The organism is Intrasporangium chromatireducens Q5-1, from assembly GCF_000576575.1.
Classification (GTDB): Bacteria; Actinomycetota; Actinomycetes; order Actinomycetales; family Dermatophilaceae; genus Intrasporangium_A; species Intrasporangium_A chromatireducens.
On sequence record NZ_AWQS01000121.1, the window covers coordinates 1 to 11,844 of the forward strand.

Consider the following 11,844-nt stretch of genomic DNA (forward strand, 5'->3'; position numbering starts at 1 on the left):
CCCCCGCAGAGCAGACGATCGCCCTCCTGCACGGCGACGGGCACGTCCTCGTGGCCGGCGACCTGTCCTCCCCGGACGCTGCGAGCTCCGTCGTGGCCCAGGCGGAGCAGGCACTCGGGCAGGTTGACCTCCTGGTGAACAACGCCGCCGTCGGCCCCAGCACCGCGACCTACCACCGCGTCGACGACACGGACTACGCCACGTGGGTCCGCGCCTGGCGGTCGATGATCGATGTCGACCTGACCGCCGCGGCCAACCTCACCTACCTCGTGGCACGCTCGTTGATCCCGACCGGCGCGCCGGGCGTCGTCGTGAACATCGGCTCCCGCGGAGCGTTCCGCGGTGAGCCGGACTTCCCGGCCTACGCGGCCGCAAAGGCGGGCCTGCACGCCTTCGGTCAGTCCATGGCCGTCGCGCTGGCGCCGCACGGGATCTCCGTCGTCAGCGTGGCGCCGGGCTTCGTCAGCACCGAGCGCCAACGGGAGAAGCTCTCCGGCGCCAGCGGTGCGGCCGTGCGCGCCCAGAGCCCGTTCGGTCGCGTCGGGACGCCCGAGGAGGTCGCTGCGGCCGTGCTCTACCTGACCTCGCCCGACGCGCAATGGGCGTCGGGGGCGGTCCTCGACCTGAACGGCGCCTCCCACCTCCGCACGTGACCCTCCTCCGCACCTACTCCTGCGGGTGCCCCACCGGCGGCGTCGTCTCGCTATGGACAGCACTGCTGGGCCGGTTCACACTCGTCCCTTAACGGCTCCACCACTGGTGGCACGTCCTTGGGAGACCTCAGATGACGTGGTTCAGCAACGACTTGACCGTGCGGACGGGCGCACCGCCTGCCATCTTCAGCCCGTCGGCCTACGCCTTCCCCCGGCAGAAGACGCAGCACATCCTCTATCAGGGATTCGGTGCAGGCGCCGGCGACGGCCACGTCCACGAGCTGTGGTGGGACGGGCACTGGCACCACAACGACCTCACCTCCCAGTCCGACGCACCGCCCATCTCCGGCGAGCCGTGCGGCTACGTCTACGAGGACCAGCCGGGCGGGTGGACCCAGCACGCCATCTACCAAGGACTGACCCCGGGCGTCGGGCCCGACGGGCGGGTCCAGGAGATCTGGTGGGGCGACGGCAAGAACCACCATCAGCTCACCAGCGGCCAGCCGCCGCTGGTCGACCGGCCCTTCGGCTACAGCTTCGAGGTGGGGCAGCACATCGTCTACCGGGCAAACAACACCCTGCGCTTCCTCGACATGGAGGAGGACTTCGGCTGGCTCAACAGCGACCTGACGCCCTACTTGGCGGGCACGCACCCAAGCCTGCCACCCACCGCCTACGGCTTCACCTCCCAGCGCACGCACCACCTGCTCTACACCGGGAGCGACGAGCACGTCCACGAGCTGTGGAAGGGGCCTTCCGGCGGCTTCCACCACAACGACCTCACGGCCTCATCCAAGAGCTCGGCACGGGCCGCGGGCGTCCCGGTCGGCTTCGCCAACGACCCCGGCAACCGGCAGGTCGTGTCCTACGTTGCAACCGACGGCCACCTGCACCAGCTCACGTGGGACGGCAGCTGGCATGAGCAGGACCTGACCAGCACGGTCGGTGGTGTGGCGCCCTCCTCCGGTGCGGTCCCGACCGGCTACCTCTACCCCAGCGAAGGCACTCTGCATGTCAACTACGTCGGAGTCGACGACCACATCCACGAGTACTGGCAGGACGGGACGGGCTGGCACCCGAACGACCTGACGACAGCGACCGGAGTCCTGGCCAGCCGCAGCAACCCCGCCGCCTATGTCATGCCCGATAACACGCAGCATGTGGTCTTTGTCGACGACAACCGACACGTCATGGAGCTGTACTGGCTCCCGTAGCCGCCGGACATGAACGTGACGCTCGTTGCGCTGGAAGGCCGCTCAGCGGCATACGCGCATGTCGTATGCCGCTGAGTCCGGGTCTCCTGTCGGCTGGCCAGCCGCTCGCGCCGCGAGCCGGGTCAGCCGCGATCAACCTCCGCAGTCAGCAGTGAGTGCTCGCTGGCTGCTGTCGTCAGGGCCAGGCCGAGCTCGTCGGACGAGCGCACTTCGCGCCGGATCTGTCCCACCGTCCCGCAGAAGAGCGGGCGGACGCTGCGGTGGGTCAGCGACCGCACCGGGCCGTCCTGTTCGAGCCGGAGCACCTCGGCCAGCGCGATCGTCATGAGTGGTCCGTGGACGACGAGGCCGGGATACGCCTCGACCTGGGTGGCGTAGTCGATGTCGTAGTGGATCCGGTGCCCGTTGCTCGTCGCGGCACTGAACCGCATCAGCTTGGTCGGGTCGGTGGCGAACCGCCAGCCGTCCGTCTCGCGGTGCAGGACCGACGGCACGACGGGGAGTGGCTCACGCGGAGTCGCGGGGGCGGAGCCGGGGGTCGCGGCGTCCCGGTAGACGAGGTTCTGGGTCTCCTCGAGCGCCAGCCGACCCTGCGCGTCCTCGAGCCGGGTGGTGACCTCGACGAGGACGAAGTCGCCCTGCCGGCCGGACTTCGGCGTCACCGAGACGACCTCGTCGGTGCGGCGCACCTCCTCCCCCACGACGAGCGGGTGATGGACGTCGACCCGACCGCCGGCGAACATCCGTCGCGGCTTGCCGACGTCGGGCAGGAACCCACCGACGCGGGGATGCCCGTCCGGCCCAGTCGCCCCGCTGGGCGCCCAGGCAGCCAGCGCGACCCAGTGCCACAACGCAGGCAGGGGGTCACCCGGTCCGGGTGCGGGCAGCCCGTCGTCGAAGAGCGCCGCGAGCGCCTGGACCGGCGCCGGGTCGATGGTCACCAGTGCCGTGGCGCGGTGCTTGTCAGCCATCTGCTTCGCCGTCCTTGGTGATGCGGTCAGGGTCGACGCTCTCGACGACTCGTCGGGCCCGGTCCACGACGGGTTTGTCCACCATGCGCCCCTCGAGCAGGACCGGCCCACCGGCCGCCGCGTCGGCTGCGACGAGGACCGCTGTAGCCCAGTCGATCTCGTCCTGGGTGGGCTGCAGGGTCTCGTGCACGAGCGGCACCTGCCTCGGATGGATGCACAGCTTGCCGGTCAGGCCGAGCCGTCGGGCGTGGCGGACGTCGTCCGCGAGCACGCCGGAATCGTCGACGGCCGCGGTCACCCCGTCGACCGGCGGCGCGAGGCCGGCACTGGCGGAGGCCAGTACCAGCAGGCGCCGGGCGGTCTTCATCGCCTCCCGGTCGTCCGGCTCCACGCCGAGCTCCGCGCCCAGGTCCATCGTGCCGAGCGCCAGCCGCTGCACGCCCGCGACCTCGGCAACCTCCGCCGCGTGCAGCACCCCCCGCGCTGTCTCGACGAGAGCGACCACCGCCGAGCCGGGCGTGAGCTCAGCCACGACGGCCGCGACCCGGTCGACCCGTTCGGCCTTGGGCAGCATGACGATCCGGTCCCGGCCGGCCAGCATCGCGACGTCCTCGGCATGCCACGGAGTGTCGACCGCGTTGATCCGCACCGCCGCCACCGTGCCGGACTCGAGGAACTCCCCCACCGCGCGCCGCGCCCCGTCCTTGGCCTGCGGGGTCACGGCATCCTCCAGGTCGAGCACGACGAGGTCCGCGCCACTGGCCACCGCCTTGGCAAACCGCTCGGGCCGGTCACCGGGGACGAAGAGGAACGTCCGCGCGGCCCGCACCCGCGAGGCCGACTCACCCACGACCGGGCTCCCGCTCCCCCAGCCCCACGATGCCCCGCGCGTGCAGGCCACCGAGCTCGGTCTGGGTCAGCCCGAGCATCGTTGACAGGACGGCCTCCGTGTCATCCCCGAGCCGGGGAGCCGGGACCGGGCCGGTGCGCTCGTCACCCCAGCGGACCGGGCTGCCCGTCGCCAGCATCCGGCCGATGCCCGGCTGGTCGATCTCGGTGGCCACCGAGTCCGGGTCACGACGCGCCTCGCTCGCCGCCTCGAACGTGTCCCGATACGGGCTCCACAGCACGTGCGCCTGCGTCAACAGGGCACTCACCGTCGCGTAGTCGCGCTGGGCGAACCACGGCCGCAGCACCGCCGAGATCGTCTCGCGCAACCGGTACCGGTCCGTCTCCAGGTCCAGGTTCGCGTCGAGCGCCTTCTCCAGCGCGCCGAAGACGTCACCGGTCTCCGTCACGTCCCGCAGCGCCCGCCACTGCCCCGGGGTCAGCGCCACCACCATCACCGGACGCCCGTCGGAGGTGACGAAGTCGTTGCCGAACGCCCCGAACATGTGGTTGCCCTGCCGCGGCCGCGCCCGCCGCGCCAGCTCCGCCTCCGCCAGCCACCCCATCGCCCCGACACCGGACAGAGCCACGTCCGCCAGCGCGATGTCCACCTTCGCGCCCTCACCGGTCTCCCGGCGCCGGGTCAGCGCCGCCAGCATCGAGCTGACCGCCGTCATCCCCGTCACCAGGTCCCACACCGGCACGACATGGTTCACCGGGCGGGCCGAGTCCTCCGGGCCGGTCATCTGCGGGACCCCCACCTCGGCGTTGATCGTGTAGTCCACCGCCGGGCCGCCGTTCGCCCGCCCCTGGATGTGCACCTGGATCACGTCGCCACGCTGCGCGACCAGCTCCTCATACGTCACCCGACGCCGGCCCACCATGTTGTCCATGAACAGCCCCGCCCCCGGCCCCGGCCGCGTCGCCAGCGCGACGAGCAGCTCATGCCCCTCAGGCGTGCGGTAGTCGATCGCCACCGACCGCTTGCCCTTGTTCAGGTTCGCCCAGAACAGCGAGGAACCGTTCGCCGACAACGGCCACCGGCCCGCATCGCTGCCACCGGACGGCGGATCGACCCGGACCACCTCGGCCCCCATCTGCGCCAGCGACATCCCCGCCGACGGGCCGGCCACGAACGAAGCCGCCTCCACCACGAACAGCCCGGCGAGGGGCCTCTCCGACCCGACAACACGCTCACTCATGCACGCTGGTGTACCAGAACGCTCTCGGGCGCTCCCACTCATCTCACCGCCGCACCACACGAGAGGGCGCGGTATGCCGCTGAGCCGGCTCAGCGGCATACCGACAGGACGTCAGTGGGCTGGCTCCATGGTCGACCACTCGTACACCATCGTGTCCGCCAGCCGGCGGACCCGCGAATCCCATTGGCTGCGCAGCGTCACGTACTCGCGCGCGGCGGTGTCGGCGTCAGCCCTGACGTGCAAGCCTGCGGCGCGCAGCTGCTCCCACGCGTCCACCCCACGTCGACTCCACTGCTCCGCCTGCTGCTGCCCCGCCGGCACGGGGGCTGCCTGCGGCACGAGGCTGTCCAGCAGCTGGTCGGCGGCACCGCGGAGCCCCGCCAGCGAGGGCGAGGCGAGCAGCTGTCGATAGTGCGCGGGGTCGAGGACGCTGCGCAGAATCGTCTCCGTTTCCAGCGCGACGAGCAGCATCCGCGGCAGCGAGTAGTAGACCTGCCGCTGGTGGAAGTAGCGGAGCACGGGGTACGCGGCGTGGGTCTCCAGCGCGTGCTGGAGCGCCCCGCCCATCGTCGTCAGCTCGTCGGCGGCCCGCGGCAGCTCGCCGTCGCGGCCCAGCCCGGCGAGGAGCAGGGCCGCCTGGCCGGTGCCGTACGTGCGGTGGTGGAGCTGGCCCGCCGACACCTTCCGCTGGGTCAGGGCGGAGTAGACCGAGAGGAAGTAGGTGATGGCCATCGTCAGGGTGGCGAAACCGATCGCCGCCTCGGTGACGGTGAGCAGCCGGTAGAGGTCCGAGCGGGCCACGATGTCGCCCACCCCGAGCGTCGTCAGGGCGTAGCCGCTGTAGTAGAGCGCTGTCGCCCATCCGCGGTCCGTCGGGCCGTTGCTCGCAACGATCTGGGTGCCGAGCGCCGGATGGAAGACCAGCGCCCAGCCGACGGTGAGCAGCAGGATCCAGACGATGAGGTTGACGGTGATCTGCACCGGGCCGCTGTAGGCCAGCAGGTCCCGACGCCGCTCACCCTCCAGGCCGTGTGCGACGGCCCGGAAACCACGCCATACCCACCGGGACAGTGGTCGCCGGAGGATGCCGTGGCCGCTGCCCGGGAACAGGACGGTGGAGAAGACGTCCTGCAGGACGGCGGCGACGACCAGGGCCCCGACGGCCCACTGCACCAGGTCGGTGATCACGAACGCGTGTCCTCTCCTCATCGGTCGACCAGCGGTCCCCACCACGGCCGTCCACGGGTCCACCAGCCACTACCCGAGTCGCTGCCCACCTCACGGGCCGCTCAGGGGGCGGATGGTTTCAACGCGACACGTCACGGGGGCGCCGGTACGGTCCGAGGATGAGCCGACACACACGCAGCACCAGACGTTGGGTCGTGGCAGGTGTCAGCGCGGGCCTCCCGCTCGCCCTCCTTGCCCCGCAGGCGGGCGCTCAGCCCTCGGCCTCTACCTCCACCTCCCCAGCACGTACGACCTCCTCCGACCATGGCTGGCACGGCCGGCCCACGCCGTTGCCGAAGGTCTCCGTCATGACCGGGTCCGGCGGTGCGGTCAGCTCGGTGGACCGCGACGCGTCGCAAATCGGCGTCGACGTCCTCGCGCGCGGCGGCAACGCCGCCGACGCGGCCGTGGCGACAGCCGCCGCCCTCGGCGTCACCGAGCCCTACAGCGCCGGCATCGGCGGTGGCGGCTTCCTCGTCTACTACGACGCCCGAACGAAGCGGGTCAGCACCATCGACGGTCGCGAGACGGCACCGGCGACCTTCACCGAGAAGACGTTCCGCAACCCCGACGGCACGGCGATGAACTTCACGACGGTCGTCAACTCGGGCCTGTCCGTGGGCGTCCCCGGGACGCCGGCGCTCTGGGCCAAGGCCCTGCGCGACTACGGCACGTTGTCGTTCAACGACGCACTCAAGCCCGCCGAGCGCCTCGCCGCGAAGGGCTTCGTCGTCGACCAGACGTTCCACGACCAGACCGCGCAGAACGCCGCGCGGTTCGCCACGTTCCCCGAGACCGCGCGGGTCTTCCTGCGGAACGGTCAGGCCCCCGCCGTGGGGTCGCGGTTCACGAACCCCGACCTGGCGAAGGCGTACCGGACGCTGCGCACCCACGGCGTCGACGTCCTCTATCGCGGACGGCTCGGCGAGGCGATCGTCCGTGAGTCGAACGCTCCGCACACCGCCCCCGGCGTCACCGTCATGGGCGGACAGCTGACGCTGCGCGACCTGGCTCGGTACCGCGCCCTCACGAAGGCGCCGATCCACTCGCAGTACAAGGGCCTTGACGTCTACGGCATGCCGATCCCCAGCTCAGGAGGCATCGCCGTGGCCGAGATCCTCAACCTGATGAAGGCCTACGAGGACCGCACCGGCACGTCGACCTCGCAGGTGTCCGACGTCGACTACCTGCACCGGTTCTCGGAGGCCTCCGCCACCGCCTTCGCCGACCGCAACCGCTACGTCGGGGACGTGCCGGACGTTCCGGTGTCCGAGCTGATCAGCACCGGGTTCGCGGCCGAGCGGGCCTGCCTGTTCGACCCGACGCAGGCGCAGCCGCGTCCGATCCCGTTCGGGTCTCCGGACGGCAGCTACACCTCGTGCGCGCAGGGCACGAAGGCGCAGCCGGAGCCCTATGAGGGCCTGTCGACGACGCACCTGACGGCGATGGACCGCTGGGGCAACGTCGCCTCCTACACGTTGACCATCGAGCAGACGGGCGGCTCGGGCATCACCGTGCCGGGCTGGGGCTTCCTGCTCAACAACGAGCTGACCGACTTCAACTTCGTCCCGCTCGACCCCGAGGTGCCCGACCCGAACCTGCCGGGTCCCGGCAAGCGACCGCGGTCGTCGATGAGCCCGACCATCCTGATGAAGGACGGGGCACCGTTCCTTGCCGTGGGCTCGCCCGGCGGCGCGACGATCATCACGTCGGTGTCGCAGACGATCCTCGGTTACGTCGACCGCGACCTGTCCCTCGTCGATGCCATCGCCGCCCCACGCCTGTCGTCGCGGAACGGCACCGAGGGCGCCGAGCCGGCGCTGCTCGCGAGCCCCCTCGCAGCCGGCCTGCGAGCGCTCGGACACACGCTCGCCGACGCCGGTGAGATCGGCGCGGTGACGGCGATCCGCAGTCTCGGGCACGGGAAGTTCGAGGCGGCTGCCGAGCCGATCCGCCGCGGTGGCGGCTCGGCCATGGTCGTCCGACCGTCCCGCTGAGCCCCGCTCCTCACGGCCGCTCACGCACTGCTCCTCGCGCAGGAGCAGTGCGTGAGCGCCCAGGGTCCGTAAGGTGCCTCCATGGCCAGATCGATCGCGACCACGACCACTGTCGAGCTGCCGGAGCTGCTCGACTTCATCCGCCCGCGCCACCACCTGCTGCTCGCCACGACGCGCGACGACGGCCAGCCACAGATCTCCCCGGTGTCCGGAGGGGTGGACGAGCAGGGGCGGATCGTCATCTCGACCTATCCCGCCCGGGCCAAGACGCGCAACGCACAGAAGCGGCCGTCGGTCTCCGTGCTCGTCCTCTCCGACGACTGGAACGGCCCATGGGTGCAGGTTGACGGCGAGGCCGAGGTGCTGCACATGCCGGAGGCCGCCGACGGCCTCGTCGACTACTACCGGTGCATCGCCGGTGAGCACCCCGACTGGGACGAGTACCGCGAGGCCATGCGCATCCAGGACAAGTCTCTGATCCGCGTCACGCCCACCCGCTGGGGCCCGATCGCGACCGGCGGGTTCCCGGCTGACGTTGCGCGCCGACTGGACGACTGACTCAGCGACGAAGCCGGAGGCCGACGAGCCCGCCGTCGATGGTCAGCCCGACGCCGGTCGTGGAGCCGGCTCGTGGCCCGGCCAAGTAGCAGACGGCGTCGGCGACCTCCTGGGCACTCACCAAACGACCGTGCGGTTGGCGCGCCTCGAGGGCCGCACGCTCGGCAGCCGGATCCTCGGCCCGCGACAGGAGCCGGCCGATCCACGGAGTGTCGGCGGTGCCCGGGCTGACCCAGCAGACCCGGATGCCGTCGTCGATGAGGTCGGCAGCCATGGCCCGCGACGCCGCCACCACCGCTCCCTTGCTCGCGCTGTAGAGCACCCGGTCGGGTAGCCCGACCTCTGCCGCGACGGAGGCAGTGTTGACGACGGCCGCCGCCGTCGACCGGCGCAGGTGGGGCAGGCAGGCGCGCGTCACACGCACCATCCCGAGGAGGTTCACGTCGAGGACCGCCTGCCACTCGGACAGCTCGTTGCCCTCGACCGTCCCCTGGGCGCCGATGCCGGCGTTGTTGACCAGGACGTCCAAGTGCCCGAAGTGGTCGACCACCTGTTGGACGGCTGCCGCGACCGCGTCCTCGGAGGTCACGTCGGCGCGGACGGCGAACAGGCCGGGTGCGGCTGTGGTCGTATCGCGGTCGAGGACGGCGACCCGGGCGCGGTGGCAGGACAGCTCAGCGGCGATCGCCGCCCCGATGCCGGACGCGCCGCCCGTGACGAGCGCCACCATCCCATCGAAGTCGCTCATGAGTGTGCCCTCAGCTCCTGTCGTTGCCGACCCAGCCCCTCGATCTCCAGCTCCACGACGTCCCCTGGCTGGAGGTAGGGAAACCGGCCCGAGAGCGCCACACCCTCCGGTGTGCCGGTGAGGACGAGGTCCCCGGGCTCGAGGACCAGGTACTGCGAGAGGTCCCAGATGAGGTGCTCGACGGAGAAGACCATGTCGGCCGAGGTGGAGTCCTGTCGTGATTCCCCGTTGACCCAGCTGCGCAGCCGCAGGTTCCGGTGGTCGACCTCCTCCGGGGTGACGAGCCACGGTCCGGTCGGGCAGAAGCCCGGGGCGGACTTCCCCTTGCTCCACTGTCCCCCGGAGACCGCGAGCTGGTGGTCACGCTCGGAGAGGTCGTTGCAGAGGACGAAGCCGGCGACGTGCCCCATCGCGTCGCGGGGGTCGGCGAGGTAGGAGGCGCGCCGCCCGATGACCACCCCGAGCTCGACCTCCCAGTCGGTCTTCTCGCTGCCGGGCGGGATGACGACGGGGTCGTTGGGCCCGACCACGGTGTTGGGCGTCTTGTGGAAGATCACGGGATGCTCGGGTGGCATCGACCCCGACTCGGCCGCGTGCGCCGCGTAGTTCATGCCGACGCAGATGACCGACTCGGGCCGAGCGATCGGCGCGCCGATCCGCACCTGTCCGACGTCCGCCATGGCCGGCAGGTCCGCCGCACCGCCCCGAAGGCGTTCGAGCCCGCCGGACTCGAAGAAGCTGGCATCGATGTCCGACGTCACGCTCGACAGGTCGAGCACCTTGCCGTTGTCGAGCAGCACCGGGCGTTCGGCACCCGGGTCGCCGAGTCTTGCGAGTCTCACTGTGTCACTGTCTCCGTTCGTCCCTGTGTGCGGCTGTCGTGCGGTCGCTGCAAGGTCACAGCAGGCGCCGCTCGGCGAGGTTGGCCATGAGGTCACGCAGGCCGAACGACCACGGCTCGCAGTCCTCGCAGTGCCGCACCTCGTTCACCAGCGCGCCGAGCTGCGGCGCGGAGATCCGCACGACGTCGCCCGGATGGTGCGTGAAGCCGAGCCCCTCGGTGGCCCGGTCGACCACCGGCGCGAAGAGCGTCCCAAGCATGAGCACGGCACCGTCGGGATACTGGTGCGACCGGAACAGCTGCTCCACCAGGTCTTCCGGCTGCCGGGAGATCTGGGTCATGGGCGACGAGTCGCGCAGCTCGAAGCCGTCGGCGCCCCGGATCTCCAGCTCCACGGTGAGGGACCGCACGTCCTCGAGAGAGAACGTCTCGTCGAAGAGCCGCACGAACGGCCCGAGCGCGCACGAGGCGTTGTTGTCCTTCGCCTGTGGCAGCAGCAGCGCCGACCGGCCCTCGACGTCACGCAGGTTGACGTCGTTGCCGAGGGTGGCGCCCACGATCGACGCGCGGGACGAGATCACCAACGCGACCTCCGGCTCCGGGTTGTTCCACGTCGAGTGGGGCGGAACACCCACCGGGCCCAGGGTGCCGACGGCCGCCAGGGTGGGCGCCTTCGTGAAGATCTCGGCATCGGGCCCGATCCCGACCTCGAGGTACTGGCTCCACAGACCGCGCTCGGTGAGGAAGGCCTTGAGCTTCTCAGCATCCTGGGAGCCTGGTCTAACAGAGGTCAGGTCGGCGCCGATCTCGGCGAGGATCTGCTGGCGGAGGCTCGCCGCCGCCGCGAGGTCGCCGTTGACCCGCTCCTCGATGATGCGCTCGAGCATGGACACGGCGAAGGTGACACCGGCGGCCTTGACGGACTGCAGGTCCACGGGTGCCAGCAGTCTCGGGCCGGTGGCCGTCGCGGCGGCCGTCCCCTCGAGCAGCTCGTCGACCGATCCGAGCACGGCGCCGGCCGCCTCGCGCGCGGCCTTGGCCGGGCGCGGTTCCTCGCAGAGGTCACGCACGGTCGCGTACGTGCGGCTGAGGTCGTGGACGCCCCCGTCGAGCACGACCACGGGGCTGGGGCCGCCGACGGCCGGGTCCCACACGCGACCGACCAGCGTCCCGGGCTCGCCGAGGGGCAGTGTTGCCCGCACCGACGCGAAGCTGGGGAGGATGCTCTCCGATGACACCGTCACAGCACCTTGCTGAGGAAGTTCTGCGTGCGCGGGTGCTGTGGGTCACCGAACACCTGGCTGGGCGAGCCCTCCTCGACGATGACTCCCCCGTCCATGAAGATCGCCCGGTCTGCAACCTCGCGTGCGAAGCCCATCTCATGGGTGACGACCACCATGGTCATCCCCTCGCGGGCAAGGTCCTGCATGACGGCGAGCACCTCGCCGACGATCTCCGGGTCCAGCGCAGAGGTGGGTTCGTCGAAGAGCATGACCTTCGGATCCATCGCCAACGCGCGGGCGATGGCGACCCGCTGCTGCTGGC

Annotated in this window: 12 protein-coding genes; 4 read left to right on the forward strand and 8 right to left on the reverse strand. The window is 71.1% G+C overall.

Annotated elements, in window-relative coordinates; genetic code table 11:
• On the forward strand, positions 1-653 hold a 653-nt coding region (locus tag N864_RS13860), incomplete at its 5' end, for an SDR family NAD(P)-dependent oxidoreductase (protein ID WP_034717794.1).
• 131 nt (positions 654-784) lie between these two features.
• Positions 785-1,867, forward strand: coding sequence for a PLL family lectin (locus N864_RS13865; protein ID WP_034717795.1), 1,083 nt, complete (start codon positions 785-787; stop codon positions 1,865-1,867).
• 122 nt (positions 1,868-1,989) lie between these two features.
• Here N864_RS13865 and N864_RS13870 read toward each other — a convergent pair whose 3' ends face one another.
• The 4 genes from N864_RS13870 to N864_RS13885 all read right to left on the reverse strand — a co-directional run bounded on the left by N864_RS13870 (position 1,990) and on the right by N864_RS13885 (position 6,116).
• The gene (locus tag N864_RS13870) at positions 1,990-2,838 is read right to left on the reverse strand and encodes an HTD2 family dehydratase (RefSeq protein ID WP_034717797.1); all 849 of its coding nucleotides are present in this window, start codon (positions 2,836-2,838) and stop codon (positions 1,990-1,992) included.
• Complete coding sequence (locus N864_RS13875; RefSeq protein WP_051518576.1) at positions 2,831-3,688, reverse strand: HpcH/HpaI aldolase/citrate lyase family protein; 858 nt, start codon at positions 3,686-3,688, stop codon at positions 2,831-2,833. The genes N864_RS13870 and N864_RS13875 overlap by 8 nt, the downstream gene beginning before the upstream one ends.
• On the reverse strand, positions 3,681-4,928 hold the full coding sequence (locus N864_RS13880) for a CoA transferase (RefSeq protein ID WP_034717800.1): 1,248 nt from the start codon (positions 4,926-4,928) through the stop codon (positions 3,681-3,683). The genes N864_RS13875 and N864_RS13880 overlap by 8 nt, the downstream gene beginning before the upstream one ends.
• Before the next feature lie 111 nt (positions 4,929-5,039).
• Positions 5,040-6,116: a potassium channel family protein gene (locus N864_RS13885; protein ID WP_051518575.1), complete on the reverse strand. Its 1,077-nt coding sequence runs from the start codon at positions 6,114-6,116 to the stop codon at positions 5,040-5,042.
• A gap of 347 nt (positions 6,117-6,463) precedes the next feature.
• Here N864_RS13885 and ggt point away from each other — a divergent pair, with 347 nt between their 5' ends.
• Both ggt and N864_RS13895 read left to right on the forward strand, forming a co-directional pair.
• A complete protein-coding gene (gene ggt / locus N864_RS13890; protein ID WP_081793836.1) occupies positions 6,464-8,152 on the forward strand; it encodes a gamma-glutamyltransferase in 1,689 nt (562 codons plus the stop codon).
• 81 nt (positions 8,153-8,233) lie between these two features.
• Positions 8,234-8,710, forward strand: coding sequence for a PPOX class F420-dependent oxidoreductase (locus tag N864_RS13895; RefSeq protein ID WP_034717805.1), 477 nt, complete (start codon positions 8,234-8,236; stop codon positions 8,708-8,710).
• Between the two features lies 1 nt (position 8,711).
• Here N864_RS13895 and N864_RS13900 read toward each other — a convergent pair whose 3' ends face one another.
• From N864_RS13900 to N864_RS13915, 4 genes are all read right to left on the reverse strand, one after another.
• Positions 8,712-9,458 carry an SDR family NAD(P)-dependent oxidoreductase gene (locus tag N864_RS13900; protein ID WP_034717809.1) on the reverse strand — a complete coding sequence of 249 codons (747 nt, stop codon included), beginning with the start codon at positions 9,456-9,458 and terminating at the stop codon, positions 8,712-8,714.
• Positions 9,455-10,300, reverse strand: a complete 846-nt coding sequence (locus tag N864_RS13905) for a fumarylacetoacetate hydrolase family protein (protein WP_034717812.1) — start codon at positions 10,298-10,300, stop codon at positions 9,455-9,457. The genes N864_RS13900 and N864_RS13905 overlap by 4 nt, the downstream gene beginning before the upstream one ends.
• Positions 10,301-10,355: 55 nt before the next feature.
• Positions 10,356-11,537, reverse strand: a complete 1,182-nt coding sequence (locus tag N864_RS13910) for a fumarylacetoacetate hydrolase family protein (RefSeq protein WP_338033644.1) — start codon at positions 11,535-11,537, stop codon at positions 10,356-10,358.
• 2 nt (positions 11,538-11,539) lie between these two features.
• The coding region (locus N864_RS13915) for an ATP-binding cassette domain-containing protein (protein ID WP_034717814.1) at positions 11,540-11,844 on the reverse strand (305 nt) is incomplete at its 5' end.

Coding starts and splice junctions, on each gene's coding strand:
- N864_RS13900 (WP_034717809.1), bottom strand. CDS start 9,458: ATGAGCGACTTCGATGGGATGGTGGCGCTCGTCACGGGCGGCGCGTCC.
- N864_RS13870 (WP_034717797.1), bottom strand. CDS start 2,838: ATGGCTGACAAGCACCGCGCCACGGCACTGGTGACCATCGACCCGGCG.
- N864_RS13865 (WP_034717795.1), top strand. CDS start 785: ATGACGTGGTTCAGCAACGACTTGACCGTGCGGACGGGCGCACCGCCT.
- N864_RS13880 (WP_034717800.1), bottom strand. CDS start 4,928: ATGAGTGAGCGTGTTGTCGGGTCGGAGAGGCCCCTCGCCGGGCTGTTC.
- N864_RS13895 (WP_034717805.1), top strand. CDS start 8,234: ATGGCCAGATCGATCGCGACCACGACCACTGTCGAGCTGCCGGAGCTG.
- ggt (WP_081793836.1), top strand. CDS start 6,464: ATGACCGGGTCCGGCGGTGCGGTCAGCTCGGTGGACCGCGACGCGTCG.